Raw genomic sequence first — 15637 nt, forward strand, 5'->3', positions numbered from 1 at the left:
TCAGTTCTGCATGCTGGTCCGCGAAACTTCCGGCTTGATCAACTGCATCTGCTGACGGTAGTCATCCGTCACCTGACGTGCCTGGCTACTGCTGGTGATGACTCGCGGCGTGATCAGCACGATCAGTTCGGTACGGCCCTTGGACTTACTGGTACTGCCGAACAGCCACCTCAAGCCCGGAATGCGTCCCAGATACGGCACAGCGTTGACCGTCTCGGCGTTATCCTGCTTGATCAAACCGCCCAGCAGCACTGTCTGGCCACTCTGCGCGGCCACCTGCGTAGCGACCGAGCGCGTGGAGATACGCGGATTGCCGTTGGCGTCGTTGTTAGTGGAATTGGTGTCGGCGCTACTGACCTGCTGCTGAATGTCCATGTACACCAGTCCGCCCGGATTGATGCGCGGCACGACGTCGAGAATCACACCGGTCTGCACATATTCGACGCTGCTCAATGTGGTGTTGGTGGAGGTGTTAGTGTTGATCGAAGTCTGGCTGATCGGGATGTTGTCACCAACCTGAATCTGCGCCTGCTGGTTGTTCATCACCACCAGCGATGGTGCCGACAGGACCTGGGTTCGACCATTGGTTTCCAGCGCACGTAAGGCGACCTGCAAGTTGTTGCTGACAAAGGAGTAGAAGAACGCGTCAGTAGAAGCAAGCGCAGCCCCGCCGGTACCAATCGCACCCTGACTGCCCGCAGTGTTGGTAACGTTGCCGGTTGTACCCGAGTTGCCCGCCAAGCGTCCCAGATACCACTGCACGCCCATGTCCAGCTCGCCAGTCAGCGAGACTTCCAGAATGCGCGTCTCGATTTGTACTTGTAGCGGCGGATTGTCGAGGCGCTTGATCGCCGACTCGATTTCCTTCCACTGCGCCGGACGGGTGCGTACCAGCAACTGGTTGCTGCTCTTCTGCGCAGTGATGCGCGTGCTGGCGTCCAGCGACTTGCTGTTGCCGTTCGCGCCTCCACCTTCCTGGCTGGCCGAATCCGATTCACCGCCGCTCTGATCGTCGCTCTCGGATTCACTGTCGCCACTGTTCTGGCTGTTGTTCATGCCCTGGCTGTTGCCAAAGCCGCCGCCATTACTCATGCCACCGCCGTTGCTGCCCAGCCCGTTGGAACTGCTCATGCCGCCAACACCGCTGCCGCCATTGGAGTTGAGCGATGACAAGGTGGTGGTGCGCAGCCCCGGCGCAACCTTGGCTGCCGAGTCTTCCTTGATGGCACCCGACCCGTAGATCTGCCGCAGGTATTTGGCCAGATCGGTAGCTTTCATGTTGCGCACGTCGTACACGTACATCTGCGGCTCGTTACCGCCGCCTTCATCGATGGTATGAATCCACTCGCCGACTTCGCGCAGGTATTCAGGCTGCGAGGAAATCGCCACCACCGAATTGGTCCGCTCGATCGGCAGGAAACGCACCATGCCCGCCAGCGGCATGCCGCTCTCCGGACCGAACATTTTCTGCAACTCAGGCATCAGTTCACCGACCGAGGCACGTTGCAGACCGAATACGCCGACCGACATGCCCTTGAGCCAGTCCACATCGAACGTGTCGATGGTGTCCTGATAGTTGGACAGCTCTTCGGGCGTACCCGCCAGGCTCAGTACATTGCGCGCCGGATCAACCAGCAGGAACGCGTTTTCCCGGGCGAACGGCTTGAGCAGCTTCTGCATTTCGGTCGCCGAGATATAACGCAACGGAAACAACCGCGCCGACATGCCCGCCGACGGTTGCGCCACCGGCATTTCCGGCACCAGCTTGCCGGCAACGGCCTGATTCGAGGGCAGGATCACATAGCGATTGCCCTGTTTGATCATGGCGTTGTCGGTCCAGGACAGCAACGTTTCAAGAATCGACAACGCTTGCTGCTTGTTGACCGGCTTGGAGGTCGAGAAGCTGACATCGCCCTTTACACCTTGGGCAATGCTGTAATTCTCGTGCAGCAGATCACCCATGATGCTGTTGATCACCGCCTGAATCGGCTGATTGGTGAAATTGAAGACGATGTCGCCGGTTTCGGCCGGACGCGCCGCCGGAGCAACAGCGGGCTGGCGGATGAAACGCTGGTTGCCCTTGATGATCTGGCGCTGCGGCGAGCTCGCCGGTTGCTGTGAAGGTGGCTCGACTGGCGGTCGTTCGCTGCGCGGGTCTACCGGCGGGCGTTGTGAACCGGTTCCCTGGAGCGCTTCCTGCAGCATGCCATTGTCGGGATCGAGAGTGTCGGGCTTTGACGCGCAGCCGCCTAGGGCGACGGCGGTAGCCAGGCAAAGCAAGGGTGTGCGCAAGGTAGCGATGGCAGAAACTCCAGAAAAGGTACCCATCACAGGGTGGAATCGTTGGTTAAGGTAATCGGCGGTGTACTCGACGGCGGCGGCAGACGCAACGCGGGCAGGCGTAGCATTTGCGTACGGCCATCGAGTTGAAAGGTGGCCTGGGTAGGCTCCAGACGGTCCAGCGTCCAGCCGTTGGGCAGGCGATCGCCCTGACGGATCTTCAACGCTGGACCGCTGGCTTGTTTGATCAGTGCAACACGCAGCGAGCCGTCCATGATCACCCCGGTCAGGGTCAGGCCGGCCAGGCTGGTGGCCTGCGCGTCGGCTTTGCGAACCGCCACGTCCGGGCTGCGGTCAGGACTGAACAGCGGGGTTTTCCAGGTATTGGCCAGGCTGTCCAGCGTCGCCGACGGCGCATTGTGGGTCTGCGCCTTCTGATCGATCGGGTTGCGCGGTGCCTGCTCCGGCAGCCAGTCGGGCGAGTGTGCAGCGCCACTGAAAATCAGGGCGATCAGCCCCGCCAGCAGCGCGGCCAGAGCCAGTAGCGACCACTCCAGCGGGCGTAAGGAACCGATCATTGCTCACCCTCCCCGGCGCTGGCCGGTTGCAGGTAGCCGCGCACCAGCAGGTGCACCACCAGTTTGCCGGCGGCACCGCTGGCCGGAGCATTGGCATCGCGACGCATACTCATCTCGTCAATGAACAGAAACGGGCGCTGGTACTCCAGCGCATGCAGAATGGCCGTCAGCGGTTCGATGGCGCAGTTCAGGGTCAGGCTGACCTTGACCTGCCGATACGGCTCGGCGCTGTCCTGCTCTGGCGTGATCGGCATACGCTGGGTCAACTCGCAGCCGCCGCCAGTGCTTGCCTGGCTGCTGATCAGGTCGGCAATGCGCTGCATCAGATCCGCCGCCACAGCACTCGGGTCTTCGCCGGGCAACAGACTGGTGCTGCTGGCCGGGTCACTACGGGCCTGTTCCAATTGCTCACGCAATGAGTCGCCCTGCTGCAGAAGGCCGGCGTAACGCTGCTGCTGTTCGCGCAACTGGTCGGTCTGCTCGCTGATGTCGCGCAAGGGTCCGGCGAACCAACTGTCGATCAACAGCCAATAAGCCAGGCACAGCACCAAGGCAAGAATCATCAGGGCCGCGCCCCGCCGCTCACGGCTTGTCAGTGGACGGCGCATCGGCGTTCTCCTGATGCTGGTTCTGGTGCAAATGCGCACGCAGTGAATACTGATCCTTGCCGGTCTTGGTGTCGGGCTGGATCACGCCCTGAAACTGCGCGTTGTCCAGACTGTGACAATCCTTGACGCGGCCGATCAGGGCACTGGCCTTGGCGCTTTGCCCGGAAAACGCAACTTCGGCGCTGTCACTGATCTCCAGATGCTCGATCCAGGTGTCCGAAGGCAGGCAAGCGGTCAATTCACTGAGCAGCGCCGACAGCGGCGGTTGCGCAGCCTTGCGGCGGATCAGGTAATTGGCTGCGCCCAGCGTGTTGGTCAACTGCTGACGCAGCTGTTGAATCTCACCCACCTGGGCCTTCTGCGCCTGGACACTGGCCTGCATGTCATCGAGCAGACTCTGCCGGTCATTCAGCCACAACAGCATGGCGCTCAGCAGCAAACCGGCACACAGCCAGAGCAGCCAGCGCTGCAAACGATGACCGGAGTGCGATTGCTGCGGGCGCAGTGGCATCGGCAACAGGTCGATGCCCATACGCTGCCCGCCAGTACCCATGTCGGCAGTCCCCATGTCAGTGACGACATCTACCGCATCGGGACGCAAACCGCGCTCGGCGCACTCACTGAGTATCGCGTCCAGCCGCTCGCGCAATATCGCCACCAGTGTGACCTGCACAAAGCTGGCGCTGCGACTGTCCTGACGGGCCACAAAATACAACTGGCCAGCGTCGAACGGGGTGAAGCGGTCCAGCTCGTAACCGACGACAGTCGACAGATTGCGCGCCGCGGCAGCTGGCAGTTGCAGGGGCTGCACCAGCACCGCCGACGCTGGCAGCAACAGCACACGTCGTGCCTGAGGCGATGCATCGGGCAGCGGCTCGACCAGCGGCCAGACGTGCGCCTGCTCCAGGGTCTCGCGGCCCAGCCAGCGACGCACACGCGGCGGCAGGCAGGCGCGAAGCTCCGCGACCCACCATTGCCAACCGTGTTGCGCCGGACTGCCACGCCACTGCCGGGCGACCTGTTCGCGTAACGCGTAGACAGGCGCCAGACGTGCAGAAACTGATGAATTCATTCTTGCCAACGCAACACCCTGTAGGGCTGTGCGCCTCCCTCCGATGGGCTCAATAAAACAGTGGTTTGTAACAGGGCAGTCACACCGCCCGGTCTTTCTGCGCGGCTGTCGATGGCCAGCACTTCACCTGGATCGGCCCCGACCGCGCTTTGGTTCGGCAGGTTCAAGGCCCGTCGCAGCAACGCCGAAGCGAATGCCGGGTCGGGCCGATCAAGGCCGCTCCATAATGTTATTTCCGGCAACAGCCGGGCATACAACGCCTGACTCATGCCCGGCAACTGGCGTACTTCCTCAACCACCCGCAACGGTGACTGACCGCCGTTGCGCTGCTCTTCCAGCACCTGGGCAATACCGCTGGCCTGATTCTTAGCCGCGCCGCAGGCCTGCAACAGCCGCGATACATCCGCCACCGGCGCGCTGTTGAGGTCCAGCTTGCCGCGCTCGCTCCTGATGCTGACGAGCAATTGCGTATCATCCATCCGCAACGACACCAGACGCCCATCGGCAATCCAGCGTTTGCGCTGCGCAGGATCAAGCAAACCCTGCACAGCCATATTCATGCCAGCTTCGGCGGCCATCAGCGCCTGAGTGTTCTGGCGCAACCAGAGTGCCTGTCGGCTTTCCAGTTGCACCCACCCGGCCAGCCCGCCAAGCAGCAGGCTCAACAGCGCGAGCACCCAAAGCACCACCAGCAGCGCAACACCACGCTGCTGTCGATTGGCTATATTCATTCGCCGCCCGCCCCACCGGACAGGTCCAGACGCAAAGCGACTACTTCGGGGACCCACTTCACCGCCCCGCTGGTCTTCAGGTCGATCCTTACAGCACCGGGCAAACGATTCGGCCAGGGCCATTCGGCCATCCAGCCTGTCGGCTTGCCCTTGGGGGTCAGCCCGCGATAACTGAACGTCAGTGACTCGACGTTTTGCAACAACACCTGAGGCTCACCCCAAGGTTTCAGGGCAATGCCGTTTGCACCAGACTGGACCTGAGCAAAAGACACTTGCAAAGACCGATGGCCTTGCGGCCCTCCAAGTTCCAGGCTGTGCACCTGTATGCCACCGCCCAGCTCACCGGGCAGCGTGGCGACAAAGCGCAACTGCTGCGCCGAGCCTTCAAAAAAACCGCTGTTGACGTCGTCTTCGGCAGACGTATCCAGCGGCAGGGCCTGACCAATCGAGCTACGCAGAAACGCCTGCGCGGCGCGGACTTCGTCCAGGTTCACGGTGTAACGTTCGGCCTTGAGCACCGCACGGTTGGCACCGAGCAGCGCCCCCGCAACCAACACCAGCAGCACGCCCAACAGACTGATCACCAACAGTACTTCCAGCAGCGTGAAGCCACGCTGGGTGCGGGTCATGATCCGGCCCCGCTGACAGCGCCGCGCAGTTTAAGCGTACTGAACTGCGCTTTGCGCTGGTGCTCGCTGAGCATCAGGTCGAGGCGAAACATCCGTGCCTCACCATTGGCACCCGACAGTTGACGGATATCCAGGGTCCAGTCGATGCCTGCGAGTGTTCCCTGACGCGTACCGTTTTCCAGCGGGCCGGCACTTTCCTGATCCATAATCGTGCGTGCTGCATGGCTGATCCGGTCACTGCGCGACACCTGTTGCAGAGAGCGAGCGCTCTGCCCGAATGCAACCAGCAGAACGCCGCTGCACACTGCCATAACGGTCAATGCAGCAAGCATCTCCAGCAGGGTGAACCCCGACTGCGATGTTTTCATTAAAGCGACCGTACCTGAACGCTACCGGTCAGCCAGCCAATATCAATACGCCAGCGCCGGTCGCCGTCGGCGACAACCACGTTGCCGCCACTGGAACCGCCATCCGGGTAGAACTCCACGGACGAGCCGAGATCCGACGCGGTCTGCATGGTCACATGCAGATTTTCAGGCCAGTGCACCTCACGCTTGCCGGGCGCCTTGAAAGTCGCCTTGCGCAGATTGAACTCAGTGCGTGCAGGCTGACCGGTGACAATCGCACGCACTCTGGTTGCCCTAAGCGCCTCGACCATGTCGCCGACCGCGCGTCGCTCACTGGCGGTACTCAAACCCTGTTGCAGACCGAACCCCACCAGACCGACGGCAATGCTCATCAACACCAGCACTACCAGCATTTCCATGAGGGTAAAACCCCGGCTTGCGACAGGCGTTCTCATGCTGAACGTTACTCCCAGTTGCCCAGGTCGGCGCTGTACCCTTCGCCGCCCGGCTGACCGTCCTGGCCGTAGAAAATCAGGTCGAAACTGCCGTGCTGGCCCGGGAAGCGGTAGCCGAACGCGTGGCCGAACGGGTCTTTAAGGTCCGAAGGCTTGGCGTAAGGGCCATTCCAGTTCGAGGCGTTGCCCGGTCTCTCGGTCAGTTGCTGCAAAGTCTTGGGTGGCGAACCGACGTCCAGCGCATAGCTTTCGATCTTCATGCCCAGGCTGGCCAACTGAGCCTTGCCTGCGCCGTATTTGCCCTTGTCGACGTTGCCACCTACCTGGCGCACGACGATGGTCGCAACAATGCCCAGCAATACGATAACCGCGAGCATTTCCAGCAAAGTGAAACCGCCCTGTCGGCGTGCGGGTTTGAAGCGTGTGCGGCTAAAAGTCATCGGAGTGGTTTCCTCTTTCATGGATTCAGATATTGCTGGTCAGGCTCATCAGCGGCAGCATGATCGCCAGCATGATCACCGCGACCATGCCCGCCATCACCACCGTCAGCGCCGGTACGAGCGCGGCGAGCATGCGGTCGATACCGCGCTTGGCCTCGACGTCGAACACATCGGCGACCTTCATCAGCATGGTGTCCAGTTCGCCCGCCTGTTCGCCGACCTCGATCATTTGCAGCGCCAGATCCGGCAGCAGCGGTTGCGCGCCGAACGCACTGGCCAGCGTGCCGCCGCCCTTCACCGACTCGGCAGCCTGCTCCACCTGCGCCTGCAAGGCGCGGTTGGTGCAGACCTGGCGAGCGATCACCAGCGCCTGCAACAACGCCACTCCATTGGTCAACAGCGTGCCAAGCGTTCGAGTCAGACGCGCTGCCTCGATGCGTTGCAGCAAGGGACCGATTACCCGAATGCCGAGTATGCGGCGGTCGCGGCGTTCACGGCGCTGTGGGTCGCGCATGCGAATGGCCATGCCCCAGATCAGCGCGATCAGGCTCGCCAGAACAGCCAGGCCGTAGTTGCTCAAAAATTGTCCGAGGTTGAGAATGACCTCGGTGATCAACGGAATCGGCACGCCGAGATCCTTGAAGATCGGTACGAATTGCGGCACTACATAGGCCAGCAACAGGGCCAGCGAGCCCAGTACGCCGACCACCAGAAAGGCCGGATAGATCAGCGCGTTGATGACCTCGCCACGCAGCAGCTGGCTACGTTCAAGGTAATCACTCAATTGACGCAGCGTGCTTTCCAGCGCGCCCCCGGCTTCACCGGCGCGGACCATGCTTATATAAAGTGGCGAAAACTGTGTGCCCTCTTCTTCCAGCGCAACGGACAACGGCTTGCCGGCCTTGACCTGTTCGCGGATGCGCTCGATCAATGCCTTGGTCTGCGGTTGTCCAGGCTGTTTGAGCAGAATTCCAAGAGATCGTTCCAACGGCTGTCCGGCACCGAGCAACGTTGCGAGCTGCTGCGTGAAACTGACCAGCGCTGCCCCATTGAGCAAGCCGCTGCCCAGTGCGCGGCGCAACCCGCCCATACCGGCCGCGTCAATCTGCAAGACCATCAGGCCACGTTTTTGCAGCGCGGCGATTGCAGCATCCTGGTCGCGGGCTTCCAGCGTGCCGTTCTGCGGCGCACCTTGAGCATCCAGTGCGCGGTACTTGAACAGGCTCATGTGCCTTCACCTCGGGTGACGCGCAGCACTTCCTCCAGCGAGGTCATCCCGGCAACGGCCTGGCGCAGGCCCTCTTCATGCAGCGTGCGCAACCCGCCGCGTCTGGCAGCTTCTTCCAGCGTCGAAGCGTCGGCGTGGCGCATCAACAGACTGCGCAGCTCTTCGTTCATGACCAGCAACTCGGTGATTGCACTGCGCCCCCGGTAACCGCCGCCAGGTGCATCGGCACGCGGGCGATACAGGCGAATCGGGCGCTCGTCAGTGAAGCGCTCCAGCCCGTGCTCGGCAATCAACTCCGGCGGCGCATCGAAGGCTTCACGCGTTGCCGGATCAAGACGGCGGACCAGACGCTGGGCCAGAATGCCGTTGACCGTCGAGGCGATCAGGTAGCTTTCGACGCCCATGTCCAGCAGACGGGTAATACTCGCCGCCGCGCTGTTGGTGTGCAGCGTCGAGAGCACCAGGTGACCGGTCAACGAGGACTGAATGGCGATACGGCAGGTTTCCAGGTCACGCATCTCACCGATCATGATGACATCCGGGTCCTGACGCACGATGGAGCGCAGTGCCCCGGCGAAGTCCAGGCCGATGGAAGGCTTGACCTGAATCTGATTGATGCCCTCGAGCTGATACTCGACCGGGTCTTCGACGGTGATGATCTTGCGCTCGGCGGTATTGAGCCGTGAGAGCGCAGTATAAAGAGTGGTGGTCTTGCCGGAGCCGGTCGGCCCGGTGACCAGCAGAATGCCGTGCGGACGCTCCAGCACGTCGAGAAATTCATCCAGCCGCTCGCCGTCGAAACCCAGGCTGGGGAAATCGAAATTGATGGTCTGCCGGTCCAGCAAACGCATGACCACCGATTCGCCGAAGCTGGTGGGCACCGTAGACACCCGCAGGTCCAGCTCCTTGCCCTGGATGCGCAGCATGATCCGGCCATCCTGCGGCAGACGACGCTCGGCGATGTCCAGCCGCGCCATGATCTTCACCCGGGAAATAACCGCCGCCGAAGAACTGGACGGTGGCGCTTCGGCCTCATGCAGCACGCCGTCGATGCGATAGCGCACTTTTAACTGGCTCTCGAACGGCTCGATATGAATGTCCGACGCACGCTGTTCGACCGCGCGTTGCAGAATCAGGTTGACCAGACGAATGACCGGCGCTTCGGAGGCCAGATCCTTGAGGTGCTCGATGTCTTCCAGCGAGCCGCCCTCCTCATCCAGGTTCTCGATCAGGGTGCCCATTGCCGAGCGGCCCTGTCCGTAATAACGCTCAATAAGGGTTTCGACTTCATTGCGCGGCCCGATGGACAGCCGCACCGGCACTTCGCAGGCATAAGCGATGGCCTGGAACGGGTACAACGTACCGGGGTTGGCGCTGAGCACTTGCAGCCCTTGATCGCTCCAGCCTACGGGCACGACTTGATAGTGGCGCATGAAGCGCTCGGTCAAAGGCGGCAAGGGGTCGAGCAGCGGCGGCACAGCGTCAGCAAGTAGCAGCGGTGCCTGCAACAGGGCTGCCCATGCGCGGGCCAGTTCAAATTCGGAAACCAGACCCAGACGAGTCAACAGCCCGAGCAGCTCGGTGCCTTCAGACTCTTGCTGCAAACGTTGCGCCCGCTCCAGATCGGCCATTTTCAGACCCGCGTGCTCGGTCAGCCAGGCGCAAACCTGCGCGGCATCCGGAATGAGGAGGCGGGAAACATCGACGGGAACTGGCGGCATGAATGAGGGCATTTTGCTACTTCGGAGGGACATGTTACAGCACTCTCCGACTGGAAAGTGCTGTGCTCAAAGGCTTCAAACGATCAATTTGACTGCTTTTGAGGAGTTGCGTTCTGTGGACGACCACCTTTTGTCGTCTCGGTCTTCTGCTTTTGCGCCTTCTGCGCTGCCTTGGCGTCCTGGGTCTGAGTCATGACCGTCGAATCGCTTGCACCGGATGTTGCATCGTCATCGGTCGCTTCAGCGGCAACTACTGCACCACTAAGGGCCAGACCCAGAACAACGCCCGCACTGATTACAGAGAATTTCATCGTAGTTAACTCCACAGAAAAAAGAAGTGAATTCTGCAAAAGGCAGAAATCGGATAAAGACCGGGCAAGAAATAGCGTACAGCACGCATCGCAACTTGCGAGCTGTCTTTCTTCGTCCTGGCCAGCCATTACGTCAGCGAATTGAGCGGTCTGCAACAAATCGCGCCCAACGCCAAAGTCGACTTCATCGAAGGCCTGTCGCTGGACCCAAGCACCAGTGCCTGGACCACCACCGACGCAACTGGCAATGAAGTCCAGGGCATGAAAGTCGAGTACTTCAGCAACACCAACTGGTCTGGTGATGCAGCGGTCACCCGTACCGAGAAGCATGTTGACCTGGACTGGGCCAACGACAAGAACCTGCCGTTCGAAAGCAACACTTCGACGTCCGATCCGTACACCAGCAAAGGTTCGACCGCTGGCGAACTGAATGGCGATACATCGTCGACTTCGATTCGCTACACCGGCAAGGTCACCCCGACCCAGAGCGGCGAGCAGGTGTTCAAGGTTCGTGCCGACGGCGCCGTGCGTCTGTGGGTCAACGGCAAGAAAATCATCGACAACGGTGACGGCAAGCCATTGCCGGGCAACAGCATCCCGCCGACCATTCCAGAGTTCGCCAAGATCAATCTGGAAGCTGGCCAGTCTTACGATGTGAAGCTCGAGTACTCGCGTCGCGCCGGTTACCTGTCGACCATGGGTGGCCTGGTAGGTGTGCAGCTGAGTTCGGCTTCGCTGAACGCTCCTCAGGACTTGTCCGGCTATGACGCCGTTGTGGTTGCCGTGGGTAACAGCAACGAATACGAAGGTGAAGGTTTCGACCACAGCTTCGATCTGCCTGAGTTCCAGAACGAGCTGATCCAGAACATCGCCAAGGTCAACCCGAACACCGTGGTGACCATGTATGGCGGTACGGGTCTGAAGATGAGCGACTGGATCGAACAGGTTCCGGTAGCGCTGCATGCCTTCTACCCGGGTCAGAACGGTGGTCAGGCTCTGGCCGAGATCCTGTTCGGCAAGGTCAACCCGTCGGGCAAGCTGCCGATCAGTATCGAACGCAACATCGAAGACAACCCGGCTTACGCTTCCTTCCCGAAATTCGACAATCAGAACACTCTGACCGACATGGATTACAAGGATGACCTGATGCTGGGTTATCGCGGTTACGAGAAGAAAGGCATCAAGCCGCTCTACCCGTTCGGTTACGGCCTGTCGTACACCACGTTCGGTTACAGCAACATCAAAGTGACGCCGGGCGTTGCGGTGGGCAATACGCCGATCAAGGTGTCCTTCGATCTGACCAACACCGGCAAGGTTGGCGGTTCTGAAGTCGCTCAGTTGTACGTGGGCCAGCAGAACCCGAAAGTCGAGCGTCCGATCAAGGAACTCAAAGGCTACAAGAAAGTGTTCCTCAAGCCGGGCGAAAGCAAGCGCGTGACCATTGAGCTCAATGACCGCTCGCTGGCCTACTTCGACGTTAAAACCAATCAGTGGGTGGTTGATGCCGACACCTTCAACTTGTCGCTCGGTGGTTCGTCGCAGGACATCCGCCTGAACGCCAAGCTGGTCAACTCGTTCCGTCAGGAACTGTCGACCACCACCAGCAAACCGCTGCCACGCTCCGCTCTGAACTCGGTTCTGGTCGAGAAACCACCGGTCAAGACCGGCGGTGTATTCAAGCAGACCGTCGAGTAAGCGTTAGCTGACTGAAGGGTAAACGGACAAATAAAGGCTCAGGGACGAGCCCTTACCGCTGCATCGACCTGCGCAATGTAGGTATCGAAACACTCGACCAGGTCCACCTGATCGGGAAAGCGTAACCACTGAATCTGCAAGCCATCCATCATCGCCAGAATCTGCCGGATGATCTTGTCCAGATCCACATCCGCACGCACCTCCCCGCGCTCCACCAAACCTGCAAACTGTCCCATCAAGTGCGCGTGAATACGCTCGTAGCGCGTCTGGAACCATTCAAAGGCTGGCTGGTTTTCCAGCAGACTTTCAGCATTGAGAATCGAAAAGGCACGCACCACGCCGGGCGCCGTGGCGTTTGAACGGTTGATTGCGCGCAGGCCGCCAAGCAGGCCGGTCAACGTGTTGTCGGTGCGCACCTCGGCAGCAATTCGGCTATTGACCTCATCGCGTCGGTCCAGCACGCCCATCAACAGCGAAATCTTGCTGGGAAAATGGTGCAGCAGCCCGGCGACGGAAATACCGACGATGGCCGCTACCTTAGCCACCGAAGCGCCGGTATAGCCCTCAAGGGAAAACACTTGCAAGGCCGCATCAAGCAGCTCTTTGCGGCGCTTTTCACCCTTTGGCGCGCGCCGCTGCCGGGTGACTGCCGTGCCCGTTTCCGTGGGGTCATGCAGAGTCATATCAGGCTCCTTCTTGAACAGCCGCGTACCCTAACCATTCAGGCGACTACTGGCAACGCTATTGAACCGGATTGTTGGACAATTTCATTTTGCGCGGCCATTTAGATTCAATGCAATTGCCACTGCAATCAACACCAGGCTGATCGCCAGCGACAACCACAGCAGACCGCTGCCGCCCTGCGCTTCACGCACCCACGCAAAAAACCACGGAGCGCCAGCTGACAGCAGAAAGGCAGGAGCCAGCAATCGGCCCTGCAGGTGTACGTAATGCGAATGTGCAAACAGCTCAAAGGGTAGATTCGCCCTCAGCAATGTGGCCAGCCCGTTCATCGCGCCATAACCGAACAGGAACATGCAGGCCAGCAGGGTATGGCCCTGACTGAGCAGCCCCAGGGTAAAACACAGCACCATTCCGGCAGCGACCCAGACATTCAGGCGCAGCGCTGGCATCGACTGCGCCAACAAAGCCTGCGCCAGACGCGCGCAGGTCTGACCGATGCCCCACAGCGCTGCCAGCACGACCGGCACGCCCAAACCAGCCAGCAACGCGGGTAAATGGGCAGACAAGCCGGCTGACAGGAACGCGATCAGGGACATGCTCAGGGCGTAGCCGAACTGAGGTATCCAGGCAGTGGTGTCAGCGGGCGCAGGCGCGGCTGGCCCGGCGTTCAAGACCGGCAACCGGGAGTCCGGCAGGCCGCTGACCAATAACCCGCTGAGCAATGCCAGGCAGCCGTAGACAGCAACCGCACTACGCCAGCCCAACGCATTCAACAAGCCGTGGCCCAGCGGCCAGAATACCGCCGAAGCCAGCCCGCCCAACAAGGTAATCTGCACCATCAGCGCCCGAGAGCGTGCACCGAACAGCGCTGCCAATGCAGCAAACAGCGCATCGTAAAGTGACAGACGCATGCCGACGCCCAGCACTGCCCAGCCAAAAACCACGACTGAGGTGTCTCGCACACAGCCAGCATGCAGCAGCCAAGCGCGTTGAGCCCGGCCCCGTATTGCAATACCTGCCGTGCACCGAGACGCTGGAGCAAACGCGCACTGAAGATCGAAACCAGGCCCATGACCAGCAGCGCAACTGACAGCCCGGAAAAAACCTGCTGGCCGCTCCAGCCCAGATCATCGGCAATCGCATTGCCGAAAGCCCCCGTTAGATAAAACGTCACCCCCCAACTGATCAGTTGCGCGAGCCCCAGTTTGACTACCGTCAGCCTGGACAGATCAGCGCGGTCCACGTCAGTCAGGCCCGTTCGGAAGGTGCACTGCCCGAGCCGTCGCCGAGCATGCGCTGCATCAGCACGGTGTCCACCCAGCGACCGTGCTTGAAGCCGACTGACTCGAATACCCCGACACGGCGAAAACCCAGGTGCTCGTGCAGACGCAGCGACGCGATATTCTCGCTATTGCCGATCACCGCGACCATCTGTCGCCAACCGCCCTGTTCGCAGCGCTGTACCAGCTCGCCAAGCAATGCCAGACCGATGCCCCGCCCGCCCATACCATCCCGTATATAGACCGAGTCTTCTACAGTAAAGCGGTAGGCAGGACGCGGACGATAGGGTGTGGCGTAGCCATAGCCAACCACCTCTCCGGCGAGCTCGGCCACCAGATATGGCAGACCGTTGACGAGCACCTGCGCACGGCGCTGCAGCAGCTCGGCGACACTCGGCGGATCGAGTTCGAAACTGGAAATGCCATGCAGCACATGATCGGCGTAGATCGCCTGTACGGCAGGTATGTCTTGATCACACGCATCACGCAGGATAAAGGTCGGGGTCATATCGGGCTCTGGGCAAATGTCGTTGGATGAGTGCAATCATGCCGCTCACCAAGCCGTTAAAAAAGCTATGATTTATCATTCACAGCATAAGAAATACTTTGCCATGCGCCGACTCAACCTGAATCACTTGCATACCTTCTCGCTGGTCATAGCGCACGGCAGCTTCTCCGCAGCGGCCGAGCGACTGCACCTGACCCAGCCAGCGGTAAGCCTGCAAATTCGGCAGTTGGAGGACCAGTTGAACCTGAAATTGATCGAGCGCGTAGGCAAGCGGCTCAAGCCCACCTCGGCGGGCACTACGTTGCTGGAGCATATTGCGCGCATTGAGGCGGTGGTCGAAGACGCCCTGCTGGAGTTGTCCAGTCACGCCAGCGGCGTTGCCGGAAAGGTTGCGATCGGTACCGGCGCAACCGCCTGCATTCATCTGCTGCCGCCCATGTTGCAGGCACTGCGCCGTCGCTTTGCACAACTGGATGTGCGGGTCAGCACCGGCAACACGGACGGCATTCTCAAGGCTGTGGAAGAAAACCGTCTGGATCTCGCACTGGTGACGCTGCCCGCCTCGGGTCGCAGTCTGCATATCACCCCGCTGCTTGAGGATGAGTTCTTGGCGATCTTCGCCAGCAGCCAGCAGCCGATTGCCGCTGAAATGACCCCGGAGCACCTCTGCGAACTACCGCTGGTGGTCTTCGAAGCAGGCAGCAGTACGCGGCTGCTGATCAATGAATGGTTCTTGCAGGCCGGGATCCGGGTAAAGCCGGTCATGGAACTGGGCAGCATCGAGGCCATCAAGGAAATGGTTGCTGCGGGCCTGGGCTACAGCATCGTGCCGCGCATGGCGGTTGCTGCAGTCCATCACCGCCGCGGTTTGCAGGTGCTGCAGCTGGTGCCGGGGTTGAGCCGCACGCTGGGAATTGCATTGCGCCAGGACAAACCGGTCAGCAAGGCGTTGCGCCAGGTGCTGGATGCATTGCACAACCTCAACGCTACACCACCTTAAAAGGTCACAAAAGCGCGCCACGATAGAAGCCTGATCGCGCCCATGCGCTATAAAGAGCAGCGGCGCTTGA

At 60.7% G+C, this 15637-nt stretch carries 15 protein-coding genes and 2 pseudogenes; 2 read left to right on the forward strand and 15 right to left on the reverse strand.

Annotated features, from left to right (window positions below; translation table 11 throughout):
• The 12 genes from gspD to AC4ANK_RS16770 all read right to left on the reverse strand — a co-directional run bounded on the left by gspD (position 1) and on the right by AC4ANK_RS16770 (position 10400).
• Complete coding sequence (gspD, locus tag AC4ANK_RS16715) at positions 1-2328, reverse strand: type II secretion system secretin GspD (protein WP_460384952.1); 2328 nt, start codon at positions 2326-2328, stop codon at positions 1-3.
• Positions 2328-2858 carry a type II secretion system protein N gene (locus tag AC4ANK_RS16720; RefSeq protein ID WP_002553956.1) on the reverse strand — a complete coding sequence of 177 codons (531 nt, stop codon included), beginning with the start codon at positions 2856-2858 and terminating at the stop codon, positions 2328-2330. The genes gspD and AC4ANK_RS16720 overlap by 1 nt, the downstream gene beginning before the upstream one ends.
• Complete coding sequence (gene gspM, locus AC4ANK_RS16725; protein ID WP_002553957.1) at positions 2855-3466, reverse strand: type II secretion system protein GspM; 612 nt, start codon at positions 3464-3466, stop codon at positions 2855-2857. The genes AC4ANK_RS16720 and gspM overlap by 4 nt, the downstream gene beginning before the upstream one ends.
• A complete protein-coding gene (locus AC4ANK_RS16730; RefSeq protein WP_002553958.1) occupies positions 3441-4538 on the reverse strand; it encodes a type II secretion system protein GspL in 1098 nt (365 codons plus the stop codon). Before AC4ANK_RS16730 ends, gspM begins: the two co-directional genes overlap by 26 nt.
• Positions 4535-5269, reverse strand: coding sequence for a general secretion pathway protein GspK (locus AC4ANK_RS16735; RefSeq protein ID WP_002553959.1), 735 nt, complete (start codon positions 5267-5269; stop codon positions 4535-4537). The genes AC4ANK_RS16730 and AC4ANK_RS16735 overlap by 4 nt, the downstream gene beginning before the upstream one ends.
• On the reverse strand, positions 5266-5898 hold the full coding sequence (locus tag AC4ANK_RS16740) for a type II secretion system protein GspJ (protein ID WP_002553960.1): 633 nt from the start codon (positions 5896-5898) through the stop codon (positions 5266-5268). The genes AC4ANK_RS16735 and AC4ANK_RS16740 overlap by 4 nt, the downstream gene beginning before the upstream one ends.
• Complete coding sequence (locus AC4ANK_RS16745; RefSeq protein ID WP_002553961.1) at positions 5895-6266, reverse strand: type II secretion system protein; 372 nt, start codon at positions 6264-6266, stop codon at positions 5895-5897. The genes AC4ANK_RS16740 and AC4ANK_RS16745 overlap by 4 nt, the downstream gene beginning before the upstream one ends.
• The gene (locus AC4ANK_RS16750) at positions 6266-6700 is read right to left on the reverse strand and encodes a prepilin-type N-terminal cleavage/methylation domain-containing protein (protein ID WP_002553962.1); all 435 of its coding nucleotides are present in this window, start codon (positions 6698-6700) and stop codon (positions 6266-6268) included. The genes AC4ANK_RS16745 and AC4ANK_RS16750 overlap by 1 nt, the downstream gene beginning before the upstream one ends.
• Before the next feature lie 8 nt (positions 6701-6708).
• On the reverse strand, positions 6709-7140 hold the full coding sequence (gene gspG / locus AC4ANK_RS16755) for a type II secretion system major pseudopilin GspG (protein ID WP_002553963.1): 432 nt from the start codon (positions 7138-7140) through the stop codon (positions 6709-6711).
• A 25-nt stretch (positions 7141-7165) separates the two neighbouring features.
• Positions 7166-8368, reverse strand: coding sequence for a type II secretion system inner membrane protein GspF (gene gspF / locus AC4ANK_RS16760; RefSeq protein ID WP_002553964.1), 1203 nt, complete (start codon positions 8366-8368; stop codon positions 7166-7168).
• Positions 8365-10089: a type II secretion system ATPase GspE gene (gene gspE / locus AC4ANK_RS16765; RefSeq protein ID WP_031594947.1), complete on the reverse strand. Its 1725-nt coding sequence runs from the start codon at positions 10087-10089 to the stop codon at positions 8365-8367. Before gspE ends, gspF begins: the two co-directional genes overlap by 4 nt.
• 83 nt (positions 10090-10172) lie before the next feature.
• Positions 10173-10400, reverse strand: coding sequence for a hypothetical protein (locus AC4ANK_RS16770; RefSeq protein WP_010214293.1), 228 nt, complete (start codon positions 10398-10400; stop codon positions 10173-10175).
• A gap of 114 nt (positions 10401-10514) precedes the next feature.
• Here AC4ANK_RS16770 and AC4ANK_RS16775 point away from each other — a divergent pair.
• Positions 10515-12095 (forward strand): annotated as a pseudogene (locus AC4ANK_RS16775) (glycoside hydrolase family 3 C-terminal domain-containing protein); the annotation flags it as partial.
• 38 nt (positions 12096-12133) lie between these two features.
• On the opposite strand, the gene AC4ANK_RS16780 reads toward AC4ANK_RS16775, so the two are convergent.
• From AC4ANK_RS16780 to AC4ANK_RS16790, 3 genes and pseudogenes are all read right to left on the reverse strand, one after another.
• On the reverse strand, positions 12134-12778 hold the full coding sequence (locus tag AC4ANK_RS16780; RefSeq protein WP_002553968.1) for a TetR/AcrR family transcriptional regulator: 645 nt from the start codon (positions 12776-12778) through the stop codon (positions 12134-12136).
• Positions 12779-12862: 84 nt separating this feature from the next.
• Positions 12863-14022 (reverse strand): annotated as a pseudogene (locus AC4ANK_RS16785) (MFS transporter).
• A gap of 5 nt (positions 14023-14027) precedes the next feature.
• Complete coding sequence (locus tag AC4ANK_RS16790) at positions 14028-14567, reverse strand: GNAT family N-acetyltransferase (RefSeq protein ID WP_002553970.1); 540 nt, start codon at positions 14565-14567, stop codon at positions 14028-14030.
• A gap of 103 nt (positions 14568-14670) precedes the next feature.
• Between AC4ANK_RS16790 and AC4ANK_RS16795 the strand changes: the two genes are divergently transcribed.
• Complete coding sequence (locus AC4ANK_RS16795; protein WP_002553971.1) at positions 14671-15567, forward strand: LysR family transcriptional regulator; 897 nt, start codon at positions 14671-14673, stop codon at positions 15565-15567.
• Positions 15568-15637: the final 70 nt, after the last annotated feature.

The organism is Pseudomonas sp. Pmew2, from assembly GCF_058129885.1.